The following is a 22,217-nucleotide window of genomic DNA, read 5'->3' as shown; positions in this document are numbered from 1 at the left end:
GTGTCCGCGCGGACGGTGGACCGGACCAGTGAAGTTCCTGCGCAGGATGGGCAGTTCGATCGCAGACGCGCGTCGACAGCTCGCCCTCGCGCCACACACCGCTCCACTTGACCTCTTCGGTATCCCCTGTGAACTGCACATTCGCGCCTGAAATCCGACCTTGCAACAGCCCTGCGTCGGAGGCGGAGTCGGACGTGGCATAGACGCCGGCGGTGACGCCGATGTGGGCGTGGCTGAGGAGTTCCTTGATGATGACGAGGTCGACGCCTTGTTCCAGGAGCAGAGTCGCGGTCGAGTGGCGGAGGTCGTGGAAGCGGATGGGTCGGAGGCCGGCCCGGTTGAGGAAGCTGCGGCATCGGCGGGTGAGGTTGGCCGGGTCGAGAGGCCGTCCGCCCGTGGAACCCGACGCTCCCGCAGCGCATGCGAAGGCCCCTGAACCGACCGGACGAACAAACCAGGGCAAGGCGCCGGATCGGCGGGACCGATCAGACCGCAGACGAATCGAGGCTGAGGGCAGTAGCGACGGCAACAGCCACGGATCTCCCCGCACAACCACGGACGCCAGCGGAACGCAAATCAGGTGCTGACCTGCGAAGAAGCAGGTAGAGGGGTATCGCGTAGCACACGTACTTTGTGCTGGCAGGCGAGACGCCGGTCCTGGTTCACAATGCGAATTGCGCGCCCGGGACGCTGCCCGGAACAAAATTCGACGTGCCGACCGAGCCGGGTATCTACACCATTCACCTGAATGACGGGACGAAGTACGTAGGAAGCTCCACCACAAGCATCAGGGAGCGCGTTAATAAATCGATGCGGTCCAAGCATGCGGTACGCAAGGCCGGATATGCAGCAGACGACGTGGTCAACGTCACGTACTTCACTTTGCCGCGCGGTACAGATGGGGTAGCGATTCGCCGCATGGAACAGACAATGATGGAAGGGGTAAAGGAGAGAGGCTGGACTCTCTTGAACCGGAGAGATCCAGAGATTCAAGTCCCATTCGGCGGGTACCTGCCGTAAGTCTCGACGGGAGTTTGTGATGGGAACCTGGGGATCAGGCCCGCTCGACAGCGACACGGCTGAGGACTACCTCGATGAGCTGGAAGAACAGTCTGTATCGCAGCGGCTGACAGTCGTCGAGAAAACCTTCCGTTCTGCCATCGGGGCGGGGGGTGGGTCCAATTCCTCTGTGCTGCCTGAGGAAGTAATGGCTGCTGCCGCTGTGGTTGCGGCCAATATTCCGGCCGGGCGCGCATTGGCCTGGAACGAGGAATACCCGAGCATTACGGAATGGCTGGCGAAGCCGATTACGCCTGCCCTCGCCTCGTCTGCGATTCAGGCGCTGGAAGTGACATTACCTGCAGACGGCTGGTTCTGGAGGAGCTGGGTTGACGCTGGCGAGAGGGAAGAGGCTCAGGCTGCAATCGGCAGTTTGAGATCTGTACTGCGCCCGGTCAGCGAAGGCGAATCTACGTAGTCCGCTGGCCGATATCAACCTGAGGGTCGGCTGCATGCGAGGAGCCCCACCGAAGCGGGATTCGGTGGGGCTCCTCAGCGGTTTGACGGCAACGCTGACGGCAACGTCAGCGCACGACAACTGCGACGGGTGGGTCGCCGGGGTCGTCGTCCTGGCCGCTGAGGGCGTTGCCGAGGGTGTCGATGGCTTGGCGTTGGAGACGGAGCCTCACGTGGGCGTAGACGCCGGCGGTGACGCCGATGTGGGCGTGGCCCAACAGTTCCTTGATGACGACGAGGTCGACGCCCTGTTCCAGGAGTAGGGTCGCGGTCGAATGCCGTAGGTCGTGGAAGCGGATGCGTCGGAGTCCGGCCCGGTTGAGGAAGCTGCGGAAGCGGCGGGTGAGGTTGGCAGGGTCGAGAGGTCGGCCAGTCGGCGTGGTGAAAACGAGTCCACTGAACTCTTCTCGGTAACGCCTCGTGACGTTTTGTGATCGTCGTTCAGGCTGTGCGGCCGCGCTCGAGCTGGAGCAGGACGAGGGCGGCTCGGGCGATCCGGGTGATGGCCGCGGGGTCGAGGCTGACCCTGCGCAGGGCTTTGAAAGTGACCTTCAGCAGGGCGTTGGCGCGTTCGGCGACGGCGTGGACGCCCCGGATCACGGCGTTGAACGCCTGGTCGGGCTCGGGGAGTTCACGGCCCTTGGGCTTCTTGACCGGGTGACGGAAGCCGGGTCCGGCGTTCTCGTAGCCGAGGTCGGTCAGGGTGGGGATGCCCAGGGTGGCGGCGAGCCGGTTCAGGGCATCGACCAGGCCGTGGGCCCGTGCGCAGGTGGTGTCGTGCTCGCGGCCCGGGCGGACCGGGGAAACCCACAGGGGCCAGCCGTCCGGGGCGGCGATGACCTGTACGTTTCCGCCGTGGTGCTTGTGTTTGCCGGACCACCACAGGTCCGCGCCGTTGGGGCCGGCGGCGGCCACGCGGTCGGTGCGGATGACCGTGCCGTCCAGGTTGAGGTGGGTGTACCCGGCCGCCGCCGTCCTCTCCAGCGCGGTGGACAGATCGGGCGCGTGGTCGGCGAGCACCGTCAGTCCTTCGTGCAGGTAGCGGTAGGCGGTCGGTACCGAGATGCCGTTGTCCCGGGCGAGCTGGACCAGCCGGGCACCGTCGACGAACCAGCGCAGCAAGAGCACTGCCTGCCGGAAGACGCCCAGCGCGCGGGTGCCCTTGCGGGTCCCGAGGCGCTCGCGGTGTCCACGCAGCAGCTTGGCGAGGTGCTCGACGGTCTCCCTGCGGACATCGAGCACGGCGGTGTAGGTGATACTGGAGGGCACGTGGAGCCTCTGGTTGTACGGAACGTGATCTTCGCAGACCTGTTCCTACCAGGGGCTTCACTCATGTCTGACACCGAGTCACCATTCCGCCGCCCGGCTTGATCACACACCGCAACCGTCACGTTGCCGAGAAGACTTCAATGTCCTGCTGTGGCGTAGAAATGCGGCGGGCTTGAGTACCGTAATTGACGACACCTTCGAGTTCTATAGTGTTCGCCTTCGGGGTCGGCAAAGGGATCCCAGATACCCAGGTGCGCGAGTTGCGCGACACTCACGAGAGGAGCGCTGGGCGATTGATGGAAGAATGGTGGGTCACAGCGGTGCGTGTCTCAGATGATGCACTGGATCTGGGAGATGATCTGGTGATGCGCTGGCGAGGGAAGCCTTTTACTGGAATTTCGGTAGAGGAGGGCGGACCTGCCCCTCGATCTGAGGTGTCTTATGTGGACGGGATACAAGAAGGCGAATCTCGCGATTGGCATCCTAATGGCGCACTCTCGGTGTCAGCGTTTTATCGAAGTGGCGTTCTCCATGGCGTCATGATTCGATATTCACCGAACGGCGAAATGGTCGAAATGAGCTCGTTTGACAATGGGCGGAGAATCTCTGGAGGCGGCAGTGACCGAAAACTCGGTTGATGGGTGGGCTGTGTGGCCTGATCGGGAGGTGCGCGCCGCCGCCTTGCGTATTCCCGAGATTGACCTGAAGTCCGTTTTGCGCGTGATTGGCGTCGATGTTGCTTATTGCGATAGTCAGGGGATTGCAGTCGCCGCTGGAGTTGCTTGGGATCGTAAAGAGCGGGGGGCTGTGCTGAGTAGTCGACTGAATGGGAAGCCCCCAGTGTCCTATCAGTTTGGACAGTTGGGAGCCCGTGAGGCCGGGATGGCGGCAGGGGTGGCGCGTGGGCTTGTGAGGGACGGAGACGTCGTGATGTGTGACGGACATGGGCTTATGCACCCTGAGCGGATGGGACTCGGTGTTCATTTGGCCGCACGTCTGGCGCGTCCGGTGGTTGCCGTTGCCAAGAACCCAATTCACCGAGAGAGGTCGCAGACTTCGACGGAGCGAGGGTCGGTGCAAATAATTTCAGATTCTGCAGGTATTGTTGGGGTCGAGCTGAGGACCGCGAATGCCGTTCGCCCCGTCTATGTTTCTACTGGTGGTGGAATTTCTTTGAATTCCGCGATTGAGCTGGTATTGGAAGCTAGTCGCTACAGAATTCCTGAACCGGTAAGATTGGCGGATCAGGAGGCCCGAAAGGGGCTTAGCGAGATGTTGGGAGATTCTCATTCAAGATAGAGATGGAAATTTCCGATCGTGGCATTCCTGAACAAATGATTGAGAATGCATCCTGACGCCTGCGGCAACAAGGCGGACGCCAGCGCACGCCCACAGATCTCAATGGGCCTGTAAACCGCCGTAGCAAATTTGAAGCCCCGTCAGGTGTGTCCTGACGGGCTTCTGCATGGGGTGACGGCAGTAGTTGACGGCAACGTCACTGGACGCGAGTGGCGCAGGGTGGCGGTTCGTCGCCGTCTGAGCTGACTGTCTTGGTGGTCTCCCGGCCGACGAGCGCGGTGCCGAGGGCGTCGATGGCGTCGCGCTGGAGGCGGAGTCGGACGTGGGCATAGACGGTGGCTGTGACGCCGATGTGGGCATGGCCGAGGAGTTCCTTGATCACGACGAGTTCGACGCCCTGCTCCAGGAGCAGAGTGGCGGTCGAATTGCGGAGGTCGTGAAATCGGATGCGGCGGAGGCCGGCCTTGCGGAGGAACGTGAGGAAAGTGCGGGTGAGGTTGGTCGGGTCGATCGCTCCTCCCTGCGCAGTGGTGAACACGTGTCCGTTGTACTGCCACGCGGTGCCTGCTGCCTCGCTCTCGCGCTGCTGCTGTTCGTGGTGGCGTTTCAGTGACTGGAGGCAGCGGGTGGGGAGGGCGATGCGGCGTTCGGAGGCCCGGGTCTTGGTGGGCAGCGTGGTGAGCCCGCCTGTACCGGTGCGCTGGAGTGTGCGGCGGATGGTGGCGGTGCCCGCGTCGAGGTCGAGGTCTTCCCAGCGCAGGCCGAGGAGTTCGCCCTTGCGGAGTCCGGTGTGGAGGGCGAGTTCGAACAGCGCGTGCAGCCGGTGGTCCTGGGTGGCGGCGAGGAACTGCCGGGCTTCGTCGGCGGTGAGGGGTTCGAAGCGTCGGGGGCGTGGGGTGCCGGTGCGGACGTTGCGGGCGACGTTGCGCGGGATCTCCTCCTCGCGGACGGCGTGCTCCAGGGCAGACTTGAGCACGGAGTGGATGTAGGTGAGCGTCAGCGGGGAGAGCACCTTGCGGCAGCACCGGCCAGCGGCACAGCAGCGGGGCTCATCGCGCCGGGCATCGATAGCGCGCGCTGGCGACGGCCCCGCCGGTCCGGGCGCGCACCAGCCAGCACGGCGAGTCACCTGGGGCGCTGCCCCAGACCCCAGCCCTCCCTCTGAGGGGCAGGGGGCCGATTCTCGTGTGTGGCTTCGTCGTGGTTTGGGGTTCGGGGTCGCGGGTGGGGCCCCGGTTCTGCCGGAGCCCGGCCCGCCGCACGGTGGGGCACCCTTGTGGGCGGGTGTCTGCCGGAGTGCCCCCGGTTGATGTGCCGGCCGGGCGTACCGTGGAGTGGGAGGTGGTGAGTTGATGACCACGGAGCTGGCTGACAACGTCCGCAGGTACCGGCGTCGCGCGGGGATGAGCCAGGAGGAACTGGCCCACGTCGCAGGCGTATCGACGGGCACTGTGCGCAAGGTCGAGCAGGGCGGCACGATCCGCATGGAGACCTTGCACACGCTTGCCCGCGCGCTGGGGGTGACCACGGCCGCGCTGATGGCCTCGGATGCACCGGAGCCAGTGGGGCGGGCCGAGGAGCCGAACCGGGTCAACCTGATCCAGCTCCGCGCCGCGCTCACCCCGGCCGTCGGGCTCGTGGACCAGGACGCCGAAGCCGTGACCGAGGAGCCGAACCTGCGCAGCTTCCGGCGGACGTTGCAAGACGCGCGGGTGCTGTACTTCTCCGACAGCTACAAGAGCGTCGCGGCTCAACTGCCGGGCCTGCTGCGTGATGCCGCCCAAGCCGTCGCCTATTACGACAGCGGGGACGAGCACCGGCAGGCCCTGCTGGCCCGTGCCGAGGCGCTGCGTCTGGCCGGCACCTACCTCACTCAGGTACGGCAGTACGACATCGCGTACACCGCTCTGCGCGACGCCATCATGGACGCCCGCCAAGCCGGAGACATGCTTGCGGCGGGCTCCGGTGTCGGCGGCATGTGCTGGCTACTCGTGAGGCAGGGAAGGCTGGACGAGGCGGAACAGGCCGCCGCCCGGAGCATGGACGCGGTGGAGCCGAAGATCACCGGGGCTGAGCCGGACCACTACGCGGTGTGGGGCGGCCTGGCGATGGAGGCCGCCGCCGCAGCAGCGAGGAATAACCGTCCCGACGAGGCGAAGGAGTACCGTCAGGCCGCCCGAGTCGCGGCAACGGCTGTCGGGGCGGCGCATCGCAACATCTCCCGGCACTGGTCCGTCTTCGGACCGGTCACCGTCGCGGTCAAGGCCCTCGAAGACTCCATGGTCGTCGGTGACGCCCGTGCGGTGGTGCGCAAGGCATGCGAGCAGGAGGAGTTGTCACCCAAGGCGTGGAAGCGCCTGGGCAGGCCCAGCACCAACGACGGGAACCGCTTCACCCTCGACGTGGCACGCGCCCACACCCGGACCGGCGACCTGTCCGCCGCCATGGACGAGTTGACCCGCGCCAGGGAAGCCGCCCCGCAGTGGCTGCGGCACCAGAACGGGGCCGCCGAGACCATGCAGGAGATCCTGGGCAAGCGCAAGCGCACCCTCACGACCGAGATGCGCGAAATGGCCGACTACCTGGGCGTTGTCGGGTAACTGCCACGCAGCGTGGCAGTTCGTGAACCTAGAGTCGCGAACTGCCATGACTCCCATGTGGGGTGACGGCCAGTCAGTGCCTACGGTCAGTGTGTCCATCGTCAGTGACCCAGGCCGGGGGTGCCCAGTGAGCCAGCCCAGGAGCGATGCCGACCGCATGCGTCGAAGAGAGCTGTACGACGCCGCGTCGGGTCGGGGAGGCCCCCGATTACTGCCGTGGACCAGCCCGGAGGGGAAGCCCTGCTACCTGAGCAGCGACGGCCGGGGCTACCTCTCCACCCTCGCCGACAGCATCGAGACGGTACAGCTCAGCATGGGCCAGGAACTGCTGGAGTACGCCCGCGACGCCACGGCACCCGGCGCGAAAGCCCTGTCGGCGACCGAATATCGCTGGCTGGCTCGCCGGTTGACAGAAGCCCTGGCGGACGCGCTCAGAGTCGCAGAGTCACGCGGACAGCGCATCCCAGATCAGGAAGAGGCAGCCGAGGATGCCTGACTCTCCGAACGCCGGCGCACCTGTAAGCAACGCCTCTCGGGGGAGGAGAACCGCGCGCGTTGATGCCGGGCTCACGTTTCGACAGGTTCTGGCGGCAGATTTCACGAATCTCCGAATGATCGGCCAGGCGAACCATGGGGATCCGAGCTATTTCAATGGTGCAATCTCGGGGATCATGCAGTACTACAGGGCTAACTATCCGCATCTCTTGTGAGGAGGATTTCAGTGATCAGAGATCAGGTTCGGGAGTTCGTTCGGCTGGGTTGCCCGCTACCCTCGGAGCAAGATAACTCCGAGGAGGGTGACGAGGCCTTTGACGAGATGGAGCGTGCCCTGCATGCCATCGAGAAGCCCGTCACCGATGAAGAGGCCCTGCTCCTAGTGACGTGCTTCGGGGATGACGACTGCTTCGGATTGGCTTGAACGCTGCTGCACCATGTGGAATCAGCTCCGTCGCCAGTGGTGACCTCCCGGCCGACCGATGATGCGAATACATGGATTTCGAGGCTGTGGATGCGATATCAGAACTCTTTGGCTGGCTAGCCACAGGGTTGCAGTGGGAATTCTCTGCTGAATACCATCTGGTCTCACGGTCGTGATGTTTGACGGAATGGCCGGTGCCGTCGACTTCGGCGCGTACCGGCTGGCACAGGCCGGACTCCCGGACCCTGGTCGACTTCGGATGCGGTACCGGCCGCGACCTGGAGATCCTCGCCAAGCGTTTCGAGTGCATCGGCGTGGACCTCCAGCCCGGCATGGTCGACTACGCCCACCAAGCCCGGCCCGAGCTGGACATCCGCACCGGCGACATGCGCTCCGCACGACTCGGCAGCCGCATGGACGTGGTGACCTGCATGGGCAACAGCCTCGCCTACGTGCACGACAACGAGGCGATCAGTCAGGTCTTCGCCACCTTCGCCGCCCACGCCCGGCCGGGAGCGCTGCTCGTGCTGTGTTCCCCCGTCACCCCGATCACCCGGACCGAGCCGACCACCGCCACGGTCGACACCCCGACGGGACCCGCGACGGTCACCATCCGCCACACGTGGAACCTGCGGACCCAGATCAACACCATGCTCCGGCACTGGATGCTCCCCTCGGGCGACGAGGCCCGAGACGAGATCCGCAGGCGTGTCCTGTTCCCCCGGGAGCTCGAACGCTACGCGGAGGGCGCCGGCTTCGAGGTCCTGGACATGCTCGACGGCACAGGGACAGGGCTTATCGGCCCCACCGCGTACACAGTGGCGCGGTACATCCGGCGATGACCGGCGGGGCGAGAAACGGCACCAGCACCGCCGCCCGACTCCTGACGGCAGTAGCGACGGCAACAGCCACGGATTTCCCCGTACAACAACGGACGCCGCCGGAACGCGAATCAGGTGCTGATCTGCGAAGAAGCAGGTAGAGGGGTATCGCGTAGCGCGCGTACCATGTGCTGGCGGGCGAGGGCAGGCAGCCTGGCTGGACGCCCGGGTGACGCCGAAGCGATGGTCGGCACGGTGAGCGAGTATCGCTGAGTCGCCTGGATCCGGTCCTCACTTGAACTGATCAACACTACTGTCCTCGTCGAAGGAGTCCTTCGACGAGGGGCTTGGCGTGTCCAAGGCGCGTCGACTCCCGCGGGGCTCCGCCCGGTTCACCCCAGCTGCCAGGGCAGGGGCGACGAGTGCAGCACCGTCAGGCCGGAGACCGCGCGGGTCAGGGCCACGTACAGCCGGCGCAGGCCGGTGCGCTCGTCCGGTTCGGCGGCGACCACGGCCGCCGGGTCGTCGAGGACCACGTGGTCGTATTCGAGGCCCTTGGCGAGGGAGACCGGTACCAGGGTGAGGCGGGCGTCCCGGGTGGTCTCCTCTCCGGGGGCGAGGAAGGGGACGCCGGCGTCCGTCAGCGCGGCGGCCAGGGCCGGCACCCGGTCGTCGGCGGCGATCAGGCCGGTCGAGCCCTCGTGCCGCAGCGCCGACAGGCACGCGGCGACCACGTCGGCGTCGCCCCGCGACGGGCGGATCTCCAGCGAGCCGGGGGACTCGCGGACGGAGCGGACCTCCGCCAGCCCGGGGGACATGTGGGGCAGCAGCCGGGACGCGTACGCGATCACCTCGCGGGGCACCCGGAAGCCCGCCGTCAGCTCCTCCACCACCGCGTCGGGCTTGCCCAGATGGGCCAGCGCCTCGGGCCAACTCGTCGTCGCCCACGGGGTGGTGCCCTGAGCCAGGTCGCCGAGGACCGTAGCCGAACCCGTCGTGCATCTGCGCCCCACCGCCCGGTACTGCATCGGCGACAGGTCCTGCGCCTCGTCGAGGACCACATGGCCGAGCGACGGTGTGCGCTCGACCAGGTCGTTCGCCTCGTCGATCAGCACCGCGTCCGCCGCGGACCAGCGAGCCGAGCGGACCGAGCGCGGCGGGCGGGTCCACAGCACCGCCCGCTGCTCGTCCGCGCTCAGCACCCCTTCGGCGTGCTCCGCCAGGAACTCCGGTTCCGACAGCAGGCGCAGCACCAGCTTCGCCGGGTCCACCTGCGGCCAGATCGCCTTCACCGCCGCCTTCACCGCCGCGCTGCGCGCCACCGCGTCCTGCACCCGGTCGTCGGGAGCCTCACCGGCCTGTTCCATGCGGACGAGCACCGCGTGCGCGATGCGCTGTGGCAGCGCGGCGCGGGCCGCGCCGTAGCGGATGTCGCGGTCCAGCAACTCCGCCACGATGTCCCGCAGTTCGTACTCGGGGACCCGCCACCGCCGGGAGCCGCGGACCACCACCACCGGCTCGGCGGGCGTCGTCACCCGCGAACGGATCGCGCGCCGCAGCACCTCCGCCATCCGGGCGTCGCCCTTGACCAGCGCCGCCGGGGGCTCGTCCGCGCCGCGCACCTCGACATGGGCGACGAGATCCGCGACGGTCGCCTGCTTGACCTCCAACTCGCCGAGGGCGGGCAGCACTTGTTCGATGTAGTGGAGGAAGGACCGGTTCGGCCCGATGACCAGCGTGCCGGTACGGGCCAGCCGCTCCCGGTGCGCGTACAGCAGGTAGGCCACCCGGTGCAGCCCCACGGCGGTCTTCCCGGTGCCGGGACCGCCCTGCACGCACACCGTGCCCGTCATGCCCGACCGTACGATCTCGTCCTGCTCGGGCTGGATCGTGGCCACGATGTCCCGCATCGGGCCCACGCGCGGGCGCTCGATCTCGGCCTGGAGCAGCCTGCCGGCCCGATCCGCCTCGGCCGGGTCGCTGAGGTGCTCGTCCTCGTACGCCGTCAGTTCGCCGCCCGTGTAGCCGAAGCGGCGGCGCAGCCGTACGTCCATCGGATCCCTGCGGGAGGCCCGGTAGAACGGCTGGGAGACCGGCGCCCGCCAGTCGATCACCATGGGGTCGCCGCCGCCGTCGTGCACATGGCGCCGGCCGATGTAGTAGCGCTGCCCCTCCTGGGTGGTGCGCTGGTAGTCGAGCCGTCCGAAGAAGAGCGGGGTGTGGGCGAGATCCGCGAGCGCCTTGATCCGCGCGTCGATCTGCGACTGCAGGACGGCGGCGTTCACCCAGTTCGCCGTGACGTCGCGGATGTCCAGGGCCTCGACGTCCTCGCGCATGTCGCGCAGGGCGGCGCGCGAGGCGGCCAGATGGCCTCGTTCACGGCGCAGGGGATCGTCCGCCGGTGCTGCCGGTGCTGCCGGTGCTTCGGGCACCTGGGGCGCTTCGGGCGCGGGCACGGTGCTGCCTCCGAGGGTACGTTGGTGGTGGAGAAGTAGGACATGACAGCGCACCCGGTTTCCGTCCGGGAGGCAGCACTCCTGTGAGGGAGGCGGGCAAGGCGGGCGATTCTACTCAGCCCGTTGTGCCGGGGCGAATGGATTTCCAGGGGCTGTCCGCCCCGTAGGGGAGGCCCTCTGCCCGAAGTCGTACGCGCTCTCCACCGGCGTTCAGCCCGCAGGCCGATGTGGTGCGCACATCCGGAAACCATCCTGGTCACATGAGTGCAGCCACCCTCACCCCGGCGTCTCGGCCCGGTCGCGGAGCCACCGCCACCGGCGCCCCGGACCACCGCCCCCACCGTCTCGGCAACGCGCTGCGCGCGGTCAGGGTCTTCGTCGTCACGGCGTTCAAAGTCGCGGTCCTCGGCGAGTACAGCGAGGAGGCCGGAGTCCGCGGGCACCGCTGAGCGCCACCCGCCGCGGCCTCTGCTCCGTGGGCGGAGCGCCCACCGCACGCACACACGCCCGCTGATCCACCTCGGTCGCGGTGCTGACGCCCCTCACCGGAAAGTGATCGCCCGATCACTTCCGGCCTCTACGGCTTCACCGTCACCGACCGGCGGCTGCCCGCAACCCGTCGGTCCTTCGCCGCGATCCCGCTCGTGGTGACGACCCGGCTGCCGGTCGCCGCGCTCACAACCACCCTCACAACCACCCTCACAACCGCGCTCACAACCGCGCTCACAACCGCCCTCGCCGCGGGGAACGCCCTGTTTCTTGCCCTGCTCCTCGCTCTCGTCCTCGTCACTCGCCCTCGCCGAGCCGGTCCCGTCCGGTCCCGCCCCGTCCCGTCAGGTCGCGCCCCGCCCCGCCCCGCCCGGTCCGGGGCGTGCGTGAGTCCCGCCGCCGGGCCTGTCTCAGCCCTCGGCCGCCAGGTCGTCCGCGTCCACGATCCGGTACGCGTATCCCTGTTCCGCGAGGAAGCGCTGGCGGTGCGCCGCGAAGTCCTGGTCGATCGTGTCGCGGGCCACCACCGAGTAGAAGTGCGCCTTGTGGCCGTCCGCCTTCGGGCGCAGCACGCGGCCGAGACGCTGGGCCTCCTCCTGGCGGGAGCCGAAGGTGCCCGACACCTGGATGGCGATCGTGGCCTCCGGCAGGTCGACCGAGAAGTTCGCGACCTTGGAGACGACCAGCACGGAGATCTCGCCGTTCCGGAACGCGTCGAAGAGCTTCTCCCGCTGGGAGTTGGGCGTCTCTCCCTTGATGACGGGCGCGTCCAGGTGCTCGCCGAGTTCGTCGAGCTGGTCGATGTACTGGCCGATGACCAGGATCTGCTGGCCGGCGTGCCTGCGGACGAGCGCTTCGGCGACTCTCCGCTTGGTGTCCGTCGTGGCGCAGAAGCGGTACTTCTCCTCGGTCTCCGCGGTCGCGTACGCGAGCCGCTCGGAGTCCGTCAGACTGACCCGCACCTCGACGCAGTCGGCGGGCGCGATGTACCCCTGAGCCTCGATCTCCTTCCAGGGCGCGTCGAACCGCTTCGGGCCGATGAGCGAGAAGACGTCCGACTCGCGGCCGTCCTCGCGCACCAGCGTCGCCGTCAGGCCGAGCCGCCTGCGGGCCTGAAGGTCCGCGGTGAACTTGAAGACCGGTGCGGGCAGCAGGTGCACCTCGTCGTAGACGATCAGTCCCCAGTCGCGGGAGTCGAACAGCTCCAGGTGCGGGTAGACGCCCTTCCGCCTGGTCGTGAGCACCTGGTACGTGGCGATGGTGACCGGCCGGATCTCCTTCTTCGCACCGCTGTACTCGCCGATCTCCTCCTCGGTCAGGGAGGTGCGCCTGACCAGCTCGTGCTTCCACTGGCGGGCGGAGACGGTGTTGGTGACCAGGATGAGTGTGGTCGCCTTCGCCTGGGCCATCGCCCCGGCGCCGACGAGGGTCTTTCCCGCGCCGCAGGGGAGCACGACGACACCCGAGCCGCCGTGCCAGAAGCCCTCGACGGCCTGCTTCTGGTACGGGCGCAGGGCCCAGCCGGACTCGTCCAGGTCGATGCGGTGGGCCTCGCCGTCCACGTAGCCGGCGAGGTCCTCGGCGGGCCAGCCGAGCTTCAGCAGCGTCTGCTTGATCTGGCCGCGCTCGGAGGGGTGCACGGCGACCGTGTCCGGGTCGAGCCGGGCGCCGACCAGCGGCTGGATCCGCTTGGAGCGCAGAACCTCCTCCAGCACGGGGCGGTCGGTCGTGGACAGCACCAGGCCGTGGGTGGGGTGCTTCACGAGCGTGAGGCGGCCGTACCGGGCCATCGTCTCGGCCACGTCGACGAGCAGCGCGTGCGGGACGGGGTAGCGGGAGAACTCGACCAGCGCGTCCACGACCTGCTCGGCGTCGTGTCCGGCCGCCCGCGCGTTCCACAGGCCGAGCGGGGTGACCCGGTAGGTGTGGATGTGCTCGGGGGCGCGCTCCAGCTCGGCGAAGGGGGCGATGGCACGGCGGCACGCGTCGGCCTGCTCGTGGTCGACCTCGAGCAGGAGGGTCTTGTCGCTCTGGACGATCAGGCAGGACACACATACCTCCGTGGATGGGATCGTCGGTGTGACAGGCACCACAGCTGCCACGTTCTGGGCCTTGCCCCGTCCGTCGCCCGAAGGGCGCCTCGGCGGGCGCGCCGGGAGGGCGCGCGGCCGTTCGAGTCCGCCTTTCGCGGCAAACAGAGAACTCTACCTCGCCGGAGCGTCTGCGTGCGGCCCGTGAGGAGCTGTACACGGTCCGTGGCCGGCGGGTGGCGGGGGCGACTTGATCAGCGGGGACGTGCTGGACGGCACCGGAGAACGACCCGGCGAAGGGGTGGGGAAGGGCCCTGGAACGCCTGAGGAAGGGCCCTGGAACGCCTGATCAGAGACACGCACGTCATGGCAGGCCCGCTCCCTGTGCGGGTCTTGGCGCCGGCCCCACGAAGCCGCCGCTCCGGCGTAGCTTCTGATGCATGGCTACCGAGCACCTGGGCGACCGCATGGCCGGACTGCGCGGGCTGGCGGATCTCACACAGGAGGGACTGTCCGAGCGCTCCGGCGTCTCCGTGGACGTGATCCGGAAGCTGGAACAGCACCGGAAGCACAGCGCCCGCCTCCCCACACTCCACTCACTGGCCAAGGGGCTCGGCGTGGAGCTGACGGCCCTTCTGGGCGATCCTCCGGGCGTCCCCTCAAGCGGTGAGGCCGATCCGCCGCAACTCGTGGCAGTCCGGCGGGCGATCATGCCGCCGTTGTTCGCTCCGCCCGTTGAGCCGGCGGGCGTGGAACGGCTGTCGCTGCCCGTTCTCCGGGCCGAACTCTCCGAAGGATGGACCCTGTACCACGCAGCGGAGTTCGGCCGTCTCATGGACGTACTGCCGGGCATTGTCGCTGACGCGCGCCTACTCGCCGGGGTGGGCAGCCCCGAGCAACGGGCAGCCGGTCAAGCGGCGCTCGGCAAGGCGCTGCAACTCGGCGGGCACCTTGCGATCCGGCTCGGCAAGACCGATCTCGCTCTGTCCGCGCTGGAGCGTGCTTTCGCCGCCGCCGGAGATTCTTCGGACCCGTTGCTCGCCCCGATGGTCTCGAACTCCGTCGCCTGGGCCTACCAGAGGCAAGCCCGCCTGGACGACGCCCGGAATCTCGCCGTGCACGCTGCGGACGGGGTGGAGCGGGAACACGCGGATACGTCCGAGGGAGTACGCGTGTGGGGGGGCTTGCTGATGTCTGCGGCCACGTCGTATGCCCGCAGCGACGACTACGAGACCGCCAACGACATGATGGTGACGGCCGAAAAGGCAGCCGGTCGTCTGGCGACGCTCCCGCCCCCCGCTGACGGAAAGCTGGTTTCGGTGTTCAGCCGGTCGTCGGTGCGTATCGAACGAGTGCGCCTCGCGGTCCAGCATGAGCGGCCCGAGGAAGCGTTGACGCTGGCCAAGGGTATAAGGCTGAGCAAGGACACCCCGCCCTCGTGGCGGACGTGGCTGCTCCTGGACGTAGCTCGTGCTCATACCGACGTAGGGGATGCTGCCGGGGCTGTGCGGGCTTTGGAGAGGCTGCGGCAGGTGGCCCCGGGGTGGGTGCGTCATCACACCTTGGCCGTGGCGATCGTCACCGACCTGTGGAACGGGCCGTCGCGCCCGCCGGGACTGCGCAAGCTGGCTGAGTTCCTGGGGGTCACCGTCTAAGGGCGTGAGAGTAGGACGTTCCGTCCCTGTGGATCTCGCGTGGCCAACAGGACGATCCCTGTATGAGCGAGCCGACGAACTTTCACACCACCCCGATCGAACTCCCCCTACGGCAGTGGGAGCCGGACCCCGCCCCCGTGGAAGGGTGCGCCGGTTGCGCCGAGTTGGCCGCCGTGCGCTCCCGCGCCCGTGCCGGGGGCGACATGACCACGGTGTCCGACTGCAACGTGTTCATGCGGCGGCACCCCGAGGGGCACTGATGGTCACCGCAGAGGACATCGGGCGACGCGTGGCGGACGGTGCGGGACGGGTCGGCATCCTGCGTGACATGGTCCGGGCTATGAGGACCCCGTCGACCCGTCGACCCGCCGACCCGTCGACCCGCCGACCCGCCGGGCGATCGCCGGAAGCGCCCCACGGCGTTCCCGTGGCCCGCATGGGATGGACGCGAGTGGCTGGTCCCGCCCGACCACGTGGCACGCGCGTAGCCCTCTCGGACCGCTGCCCCTCGAGATCGGGCGCTGCGAAGGCCGCGCGCCGGACCGCCGAAGGTCGCCCCCCCCGGTGGGTCAGGCATGACCGTGGGGCGGGAATCGCGCCGGCTTCCCGCATGATGCGCGCGGTCGCCGCGGGGCCTGGCCACACGCCCCCGTGAGCCGTGCCCGGCAAGGGCGTTCAGGCCGGGTCGTCCGCCAGCTCGGCGGCGCCGGTGATCCGGTGCAGGGGGTAGGTGCGCACCTCGTCGGCGGTGTGGTCGTACGCGGTGACGAACCCGCCCTCGACGCGGACCGGTGCGATGACCCGCTGGCTCGCGGTCCCCGCGGCGTTGACGTACCCGATCCAGATGGCGGAGCCGGTGAGCGCGGCCGCCTGCACGGTCGCGAGGGTGTCGGCCGTGCTGGTCCGCGGCAGTTCACCGGTGCCGGTGGTGTGCGCCGCGGGCTTGCGTACGGCCGTCGCGGCCTGGTCGCCCGCCCGGATCGCCCGCACCGCTGCGGCGAGCAGGGTGTCGTCCGGTACCGGCGGCCCGTCCGGAACGGGAGCCGGCGGGGTGCGGCGCGGGGTGCGGTGGGAGTCGGCGCGGGTGATCAGCACATCCCCCTCGGCGGACTCCGCGGCCGGTGCGTACCCCATGGACCGCAGCCCTTCGAGCAGCGCGGCGGGGTCCGCCCGGGCGGCGAGCACGGTGGGGGCGAGCCGGCGCATCCTCAGGCCCTGCGAGCGCCGGTCGGCCAGGATCTCGTCGAGGAGCGCGTCGTCGTCGCAGCGGACGTAGGCGGAGGCGGCGCCGATGCGCAGCCGGCCGTGCTTGCGGGCCACGTCGTCGATCAGGTAGCTGAGCGGCTGGGGCACCGGGGTGCGGCTGTGCTTGGCGAGGAAGGCGTGCAGGTCCGTCGCGGTCCGCCCGGCGTCCAGGGCGCGCCGTACGGACGCCGGGGTAAACCGGTAGACCGTCGCGCCACCCTTCGATTCCACGTCCGCGAGGACGCCGAGCACCTCCGCGAGCGGGCGCTCCAGCGGGCCCGGGGCGACGGCGGTGAGATCGGCCTGGAGGAGGACGTGGTCGAGCGGTTCGGGCAGCAGCGGCGCGATCACCCGGGCGGCGAGCGCGGCCCGGGTGGCGAGCGCGGCCGCCTCGCGCGGCGGCGGGCCGGGCGTCCGGGGAACGGTGGGGGCGGCCGCCCCGCGAAGGGCCGCCTCGCGAAGGGCCGCCCCGCGAGGGCCCGGGTCGGGTGTCTCCCGCGGGGCCCGCCCGGGTGCCTCGCGAAGGGCCCGCCCGGGTGTCTCGCGAAGGGGCGGGCCGGACAGGAGGGTGCGGGCCGCGGTGGAGAGTGCCCCGCGCCCGGTCAGTCCCAGCAGCTCCGCCTCGGTCAGGGTCCAGGTGGCGATGCGGGAGCGCAGATCGGGGGGTTCGGCAGCGCCGGGAGCGGACGCCGGGGTGCGGACCGGGCGCTCCCAGCGGAGCCGGGCGAGGACCGTGCCGGGGTCCGGGGCCGCGCCCCCGGGCAGCTCCGCCAGCAGGGCCAGCACTCGATGACGCACCTCGGGGGTGGCGCCCCGGTCCAGGTCGGGGCCGAGCACCGGGACGGTCCGGCCCTTGGCGTCCTGGTCGCCGACCAGTCCCGGCGTCCGGGTGGCGGTGAGCCAGGCGGTCGCGAGGGCCGTCCACCGTGAGGCGGCGGGCAGCTCAAGCCACTCGTCGTACGCGGGCGTCGGCGCGAACCGCTCATCGGCCTCCCCGTCGGAGGCCAGCAGCCCGGCCGCGTAGGCCAGTTCCAGCCAGAAGGCGGCGATCTGCTCGGAGACGTCGAGCGCGGCGGCGGTCCTCCTGAGGTCCCGGACGCTCAGCCCGCCGGCCCTCAGCACCGCCGGCCCGCCCGTCTGCCAGCCCTTCAGCAGTTCCTCGACGGTGGCGAGCGCGGTATGTGCCTGCCCCGCGGCAGTGCTGTCCACCGTCTGCGGACGGTGTTCGGCCGCGATACCGATTTCCGGGGCCACCGGCTCCGGTTCGCGGTGCACCCGCCCACCGCGCAGATGCAGCGCCACCTCGCGCGGCAGCACGACCGTACGCGGCGAGGAGGGCAGCAGCAGGCCCCGGTCCCGCAGCCACTGCACCGGCGTCCGGTCCGCCGCGCCCGGGGAGCCGCCGGAGGGGGCCACCGTCCCGTACGGCGGCCCCCACACCAGCCGGTCCAGCACCGCGAGGGCCTCCGCCGGAGCCGAGTCCAGCAGCGCCGCCATCCGCTTCCGGTCCGTGAACAGCGCGGTCAGCGACTCCACGGCCGACACCGGGTCATGGGTCGTCGGCAGCCCCGCCGCGGCGAGGATCTCCTGCAGTCTGCCCGGTGACATCCCCGAGGTGGCTTCCGCGACCGTCGGGCCGAGGCCGGTGGGGGACGGGTGCTGGGGGGACGGGGCGAGCAGTTCGCGCGCGGTCCGCACCAGCCGCAGCCGCTCGTCGCCGCCCCAGACCAGGGCCTGCTCGCGCAGCAGGCCGAGCGCGCGCGGGAGTGCGGCCTCGACGGCGGGGGCGTCGCCGCCGCGTCCGTCGCCGCCGTGTCCGTCGCTGCCGTGTCTGTCGCCGCCGTGTCCGTCGCTGCCGTCTTCGCCGCTGCCGTGTCCGTGTCCGTGCCCGGCTCCGAGTCCGTGTCCGTCTCCGCTCAGCAGCGCGAGCAGCGACCGGTAGGAGGTGGGCTCCACGGCAACGGCCAGGGCCTGGGCGGTCTGCTGGGCGAACCGGTCGAGCCGTTCCAGCGCCCTGACGACGGACGCCCTGGTGCCGGCGCGGGTGGCGAGCTGCGTCAGATCGTTCGGTACGGGGTTCAGCAGATCCGGGCGGGCGCGGAGCAGCGCGGCCAGAGCCCGGTCGCCGCGGCCGCGCAGCGACTCGGCGAGGGTACGGGGTGGTACTGCCGAGGTGCGGCCGGGGGGATGGCCGGGGGTGCGAGGCGCTGCGTCCGTGGCGGTGCGGGTGCCGGTGGACTCGCCCCCGGGCATCCCCGCCGGCGTCCCCCCAGGCAGGTCCGCAGGCATGTCCGCGGGAGTGTGTGTGCCGGCGGCGAGGGTGTCCATGCCGTCCCGGCCGCGCGCGGGCGGGTGGGTGCCCATGTCGTCGGTGCCGTCGGTGCCGTCCGTGCTGTCGTGGGCGGCCTCCGGCGCGTGCGCGGCCGTGCCGCCGCGCGGATGCCCGGGCGCAGCGGCCGCGGCGCCCTCAGCCTCACGCGCGGGCTGTCCTGCCGGTGTCCCTGCGGACGTTCCTGCGGGCACGTGCGCCTCCCGATCGAACTCACCGGTCCCCATCCGCCCCACGTTAGCCCCTGCCCAGGCGCTAACGTCAGGATCGGGCGCCGGGACGGGCGCGCTGTGGAGGGGCACCGTGGGGATCGAGAGCGATCAGATTGTCTTCGACTACCTGAGCCGGGTCGGCGATCTGGCGCAGCAGCGCCAGTTGCCCTCCGGCACCAGGATGCAGCTCGTGTCGTCGCTGCGTAACGAGATCGACCGGCAGCGGGCCAAGTACGGCACCGACAGCCCGGCGGCCGTCCAGCGCATCCTCGGACGGCTGGGCACGCCGGACGAGGTGGTGGGCGGCGCGGACTCCGGAGCGGATCCGCGCAGTCGGCGCCGCTTCCCGGAAGCCGGGACGGACGCACCGGCCCCCGCCCCCGAGACGTTCCCCGCCCCCGAGACGGCTCCCGCGTCCGTGCCGGAGCAGCGGTCGGGGGTGCCGGAGGCCGGCGTCCCGGAAACGCCCTCCGGCCCGGCGGTCCCCGGAGCGGGTCCGGGCGTCCGGCAACCCGACTGGTGGCGGATCGAACGCGGGTGGTCGCCGGACGCGAACATCGGCGCGTTCGTCGGCGGGGTGGAGATTCCGGAGCTGCTGCGCCTTCCCCGGCCGGAGGAGCGAGGGGAGCGAGGGGAGCGAGGGCGGGAGAGCGCCGCCGAAGGGTCCGGGAAGGAGGGCGGCCCCCGGCGCGGGATGCGCCGGTGGGTGCGGCGTGGAGGGGCGGCGGACGCTGCGGGCGCCGCTGGCGGGGCGGGTGCCGCGGGAGGGGCGGTAGGGGCGGTAGGGGCGGTAGGGGCGGACGGAGCCGCTGCCGCGCCACCGGCCGTACCGGCGCGAGGGGCCGTCCGCTTCGCGCTCGGCAACCCCATGCTGCTCTTCGCCGCGACACTGCTCGCCGTGGGCGCGGTTCTGGGGTCGCTGGTGGCACTGGCCGGCGGCTGGTTCCTCGCGTACGCAACCCGCACCCTGTCCCGCGCCGAGGCGAAATGGGCGGTCCTCGGTATCCCGGGCCTCGTGGCCACGAGCGCGGCGGTGTGGGTCTGGGGCCGCGTCGAGGGCCGGTGGGGCGATCCGATGGCCCCGGGCGGCGAGGCGATGAGAGAGGCTCTGACCGGTGCGTGGCCATGGGTCGTACGCGGCGCGGCGGTGGCGTCCGCCCTCTTCCTCCTCTGGCGCGCCCGGCGCCACTGACCCTCCTGCCCGCGCCTGCGCCACGCAGCTGCTCGACGCGCGGGGGCGGGAGCCGCGCTGACTCCCCTGCCCGCGCCGGCGCCACTCACTCTCGTGCCCGCGCCGGAGTAACTGACTCCCCTGCCCGCCCCGGTGCGGCCGGCTCCCCGCTCGCCCGGCCCAGTCGGCTGCTCGTCCGCACGGTCGCTGGTTCTCCGCCCTCTCGCAGCCGTCGGCTCCCCGCGCCGTTCCAGCCCACGGCTCCGCGCCCGGGCCACGGCTCCGGTGCGCCGGGCCGCCGCTGGCTACGCGCCGCCGCCGCGGGGTCTCGCATCGTCGCCACTGCCCCAGCGCCTCAGTCGTCCGGCTGCCCGGCCGCCCGGCTGCCCGGCTGCCCGGCTGCCCGGCCGTCCCCGGGCACAATGGCACGCATGGCCTCGGAACCGCTGACGCGACCGCTCACGGTCGGATTCGACCTCGACATGACCCTGATCGACTCGCGTCCCGGCATCAGGGCCGCCTACCGGGCGCTCTCCACGGAGACCGGGGTGTGGATAGACGCCGACCTGGCGGTGACCCGGCTGGGGCCGCCGCTGGAGCAGGAACTCGCGTACTGGTTCCCGGACGACCGGATCCTGGAGATGGGTGATCGCTACCGCCGGCTCTACCCCGAGTACGCGATATCCCCGACCCCCGCGATGCCCGGTGCCCGGGAGGCCGTGGCCGCCGTCCAGGCGCTGGGCGGCCGGGCGATCGTCGTCACCGCCAAGCACGAGCCGAACGCCGTGATGCACCTCGCCCATCTCGGCATCGAGCCCGACGAAGTCATCGGATGGCTGTGGGCCGAGGCCAAGGCGGAGGCGTTGCGCGAGCACGACGCCCGGGTGTACGTCGGCGACCACGTCGGGGATGTCCGCGGGGCGCGCACCGCCGGGGTGCTGTCGGTCGCCGTGCCGACCGGGCCGTGTGACGAGCACGAGCTGCGCGCGGCGGGTGCACACGTCGTCCTGCCGGACCTCGACGCCTTCCCCGTCTGGCTCGCCGGGTACGCGGCCGAGGCGGCAGGCTGACGGCGACGGGCCGCGGCGCCGGAATGAGCGGTAGCCGGAATGAGCGGTAGCCGGAAGGGACCGGACGGAGTTCCCTATGCGGACGGCGCGGACGGCGCGGACGGCGCAGACGGCGCAGACGGCGCAGAGGGGGCAGAGGGGGCAGAGAGGGCGGAGGGGCGTGCCTGACGGCGCTGCGCCGCGATCGACCGGAGCACACCGGTACCGGCGATCAGGAAACCGACGCCCATCAGCATGCTCACCAGGTACGCGGCGGTCGGGAACGGTTCGGTCCCGAGGAACAGCGGGGCCACGGTGACGAGAGTGGCCACCGTGCCGATGACGAAGACGATCGCGCCGACCCGGACGAGCCCGTCGCCGAGACCGGCCGAATTCGCTTGGGTTTCATGAGTCACTCGACCAGGGTAGTTCCCAGCGCGTGGGAACCACCGGGGACGTCTTGTCAGCGGCCCCCGGACCATTAGCCTTGTGTGGTGGCGGGTCGAGCGGCCCGCTGCACTGCTATCCAGACGGTTTTTCGCAATTCCCGACGAGTACGAGGACGAGGACAGACGTGCCTACCGGCAAGGTCAAGTGGTTCAACAGCGAGAAGGGCTTCGGCTTTCTCTCCCGCGACGACGGCGGTGACGTCTTCGTCCACTCGTCGGTGCTTCCTGACGGAGTCGACTCCCTGAAGCCCGGTCAGCGGGTCGAGTTCGGCGTCGTCGCGGGGCAGCGCGGTGACCAGGCACTCTCGGTCACGGTCCTCGACCCGACCCCGTCAGTGGCTGCGGCGCAGCGCCGCAAGCCGGACGAACTGGCGTCGATCGTGCAGGACCTGACGACGCTGCTGGAGAACATCACCCCGCAGCTGGAGCGCGGCCGGTACCCGGACAAGGCCCACGGCAAGAAGATCGCGGGTCTGCTGCGCGCGGTCGCCGACCAGCTCGACGTCTGACCTCCAGGGGGTCTGCGCCGCGCCGCCCCGCGGGCCTGCGGCGCGGACGCCCGGCCGAGTCGCCGCCGCACCGGCCTGAGGCGCCGTCGGCGGGAGGTGCCCGTCGGTGGGAGGTGCCGTCGGTGGGGGGTGCCGCCGGCCGGAGGTGCCGCCGTGTCGGCGGGGTAGGACCGTCCCACCGGCCCGCGGCGCCGCTCCAC

Annotated in this window: 18 protein-coding genes and 3 pseudogenes; 13 read left to right on the top strand and 8 right to left on the bottom strand. The window is 70.4% G+C overall.

What is annotated here, in order from left to right; genetic code table 11:
- Positions 1-164: 164 nt before the first annotated feature.
- A pseudogene (locus tag DDQ41_RS32015) lies at positions 165-391 on the bottom strand (tyrosine-type recombinase/integrase); the annotation flags it as partial.
- Positions 392-633: 242 nt separating this feature from the next.
- Between DDQ41_RS32015 and DDQ41_RS31280 the strand changes: the two are divergent.
- Positions 634-1,020, top strand: coding sequence for a GIY-YIG nuclease family protein (locus tag DDQ41_RS31280; RefSeq protein WP_147317765.1), 387 nt, complete (start codon positions 634-636; stop codon positions 1,018-1,020).
- Between the two features lie 19 nt (positions 1,021-1,039).
- Positions 1,040-1,477: a DUF4259 domain-containing protein gene (locus tag DDQ41_RS13710; protein WP_109294763.1), complete on the top strand. Its 438-nt coding sequence runs from the start codon at positions 1,040-1,042 to the stop codon at positions 1,475-1,477.
- A gap of 106 nt (positions 1,478-1,583) precedes the next feature.
- Here the strand turns inward: DDQ41_RS13710 and DDQ41_RS13705 are convergent.
- Both DDQ41_RS13705 and DDQ41_RS13700 read right to left on the bottom strand, forming a co-directional pair.
- Positions 1,584-1,913, bottom strand: a pseudogene (locus DDQ41_RS13705) (tyrosine-type recombinase/integrase); the annotation flags it as partial.
- 43 nt (positions 1,914-1,956) lie between these two features.
- Complete coding sequence (locus DDQ41_RS13700; RefSeq protein WP_109294762.1) at positions 1,957-2,784, bottom strand: HARBI1 family protein; 828 nt, start codon at positions 2,782-2,784, stop codon at positions 1,957-1,959.
- Positions 2,785-3,375: 591 nt separating this feature from the next.
- On the opposite strand from DDQ41_RS13700, the gene DDQ41_RS33025 reads away from it, so the two are divergent.
- On the top strand, positions 3,376-4,083 hold the full coding sequence (locus DDQ41_RS33025) for an endonuclease V (RefSeq protein ID WP_109294761.1): 708 nt from the start codon (positions 3,376-3,378) through the stop codon (positions 4,081-4,083).
- A 196-nt stretch (positions 4,084-4,279) separates the two neighbouring features.
- Here DDQ41_RS33025 and DDQ41_RS13690 read toward each other — a convergent pair.
- Positions 4,280-5,158 (bottom strand): annotated as a pseudogene (locus tag DDQ41_RS13690) (tyrosine-type recombinase/integrase); the annotation flags it as partial.
- A 277-nt stretch (positions 5,159-5,435) separates the two neighbouring features.
- On the opposite strand from DDQ41_RS13690, the gene DDQ41_RS13685 reads away from it, so the two are divergent.
- The 4 genes from DDQ41_RS13685 (at position 5,436) to DDQ41_RS13670 (ending at position 8,444) form a co-directional block, all read left to right on the top strand.
- Positions 5,436-6,683, top strand: a complete 1,248-nt coding sequence (locus DDQ41_RS13685; protein ID WP_109294760.1) for a helix-turn-helix domain-containing protein — start codon at positions 5,436-5,438, stop codon at positions 6,681-6,683.
- Positions 6,684-6,840: 157 nt separating this feature from the next.
- Entirely contained in the window at positions 6,841-7,179 is a 339-nt protein-coding gene (locus DDQ41_RS13680; RefSeq protein WP_109294759.1) for a hypothetical protein, read from the top strand.
- 225 nt (positions 7,180-7,404) lie between these two features.
- Complete coding sequence (locus DDQ41_RS13675) at positions 7,405-7,602, top strand: hypothetical protein (protein ID WP_109294758.1); 198 nt, start codon at positions 7,405-7,407, stop codon at positions 7,600-7,602.
- A 194-nt stretch (positions 7,603-7,796) separates the two neighbouring features.
- Complete coding sequence (locus DDQ41_RS13670; protein WP_262508457.1) at positions 7,797-8,444, top strand: class I SAM-dependent methyltransferase; 648 nt, start codon at positions 7,797-7,799, stop codon at positions 8,442-8,444.
- A 371-nt stretch (positions 8,445-8,815) separates the two neighbouring features.
- On the opposite strand, the gene DDQ41_RS13665 is transcribed toward DDQ41_RS13670, so the two are convergent.
- Positions 8,816-10,759, bottom strand: a complete 1,944-nt coding sequence (locus tag DDQ41_RS13665) for a HelD family protein (RefSeq protein ID WP_262508665.1) — start codon at positions 10,757-10,759, stop codon at positions 8,816-8,818.
- Positions 10,760-11,139: 380 nt separating this feature from the next.
- Between DDQ41_RS13665 and DDQ41_RS13660 the strand changes: the two genes are divergently transcribed.
- Positions 11,140-11,328: a hypothetical protein gene (locus tag DDQ41_RS13660; RefSeq protein WP_109294756.1), complete on the top strand. Its 189-nt coding sequence runs from the start codon at positions 11,140-11,142 to the stop codon at positions 11,326-11,328.
- Positions 11,329-11,778: 450 nt separating this feature from the next.
- Here DDQ41_RS13660 and DDQ41_RS13655 read toward each other — a convergent pair whose 3' ends face one another.
- On the bottom strand, positions 11,779-13,419 hold the full coding sequence (locus tag DDQ41_RS13655; protein ID WP_109294755.1) for a DNA repair helicase XPB: 1,641 nt from the start codon (positions 13,417-13,419) through the stop codon (positions 11,779-11,781).
- A gap of 419 nt (positions 13,420-13,838) precedes the next feature.
- Here DDQ41_RS13655 and DDQ41_RS13650 point away from each other — a divergent pair, with 419 nt between their 5' ends.
- Both DDQ41_RS13650 and DDQ41_RS13645 read left to right on the top strand, forming a co-directional pair.
- On the top strand, positions 13,839-15,053 hold the full coding sequence (locus DDQ41_RS13650) for a helix-turn-helix domain-containing protein (RefSeq protein WP_109294754.1): 1,215 nt from the start codon (positions 13,839-13,841) through the stop codon (positions 15,051-15,053).
- A gap of 62 nt (positions 15,054-15,115) precedes the next feature.
- The gene (locus DDQ41_RS13645) at positions 15,116-15,313 is read left to right on the top strand and encodes a hypothetical protein (protein WP_109294753.1); all 198 of its coding nucleotides are present in this window, start codon (positions 15,116-15,118) and stop codon (positions 15,311-15,313) included.
- Positions 15,314-15,728: 415 nt separating this feature from the next.
- Here DDQ41_RS13645 and DDQ41_RS13640 read toward each other — a convergent pair whose 3' ends face one another.
- A complete protein-coding gene (locus tag DDQ41_RS13640) occupies positions 15,729-18,854 on the bottom strand; it encodes a helicase-associated domain-containing protein (RefSeq protein ID WP_174720282.1) in 3,126 nt (1,041 codons plus the stop codon).
- A gap of 76 nt (positions 18,855-18,930) precedes the next feature.
- Between DDQ41_RS13640 and DDQ41_RS13635 the strand changes: the two genes are divergently transcribed.
- Entirely contained in the window at positions 18,931-20,031 is a 1,101-nt protein-coding gene (locus tag DDQ41_RS13635; protein ID WP_109294752.1) for a hypothetical protein, read from the top strand.
- 410 nt (positions 20,032-20,441) lie between these two features.
- Complete coding sequence (locus tag DDQ41_RS13630) at positions 20,442-21,080, top strand: HAD family hydrolase (protein ID WP_109294751.1); 639 nt, start codon at positions 20,442-20,444, stop codon at positions 21,078-21,080.
- 74 nt (positions 21,081-21,154) lie between these two features.
- On the opposite strand, the gene DDQ41_RS13625 is transcribed toward DDQ41_RS13630, so the two are convergent.
- A complete protein-coding gene (locus DDQ41_RS13625) occupies positions 21,155-21,475 on the bottom strand; it encodes a hypothetical protein (protein ID WP_162602675.1) in 321 nt (106 codons plus the stop codon).
- A gap of 158 nt (positions 21,476-21,633) precedes the next feature.
- Here DDQ41_RS13625 and DDQ41_RS32910 point away from each other — a divergent pair, with 158 nt between their 5' ends.
- Positions 21,634-22,017: a cold-shock protein gene (locus tag DDQ41_RS32910; RefSeq protein ID WP_017946048.1), complete on the top strand. Its 384-nt coding sequence runs from the start codon at positions 21,634-21,636 to the stop codon at positions 22,015-22,017.
- Positions 22,018-22,217: the final 200 nt, after the last annotated feature.

It is taken from the genome of Streptomyces spongiicola (assembly GCF_003122365.1).
GTDB classification, from domain to species: Bacteria; Actinomycetota; Actinomycetes; order Streptomycetales; family Streptomycetaceae; genus Streptomyces; species Streptomyces spongiicola.
The sequence above is the reverse complement of the archived record's forward strand: the minus strand, read 5'-3'. Positions and strand labels throughout refer to the sequence as shown.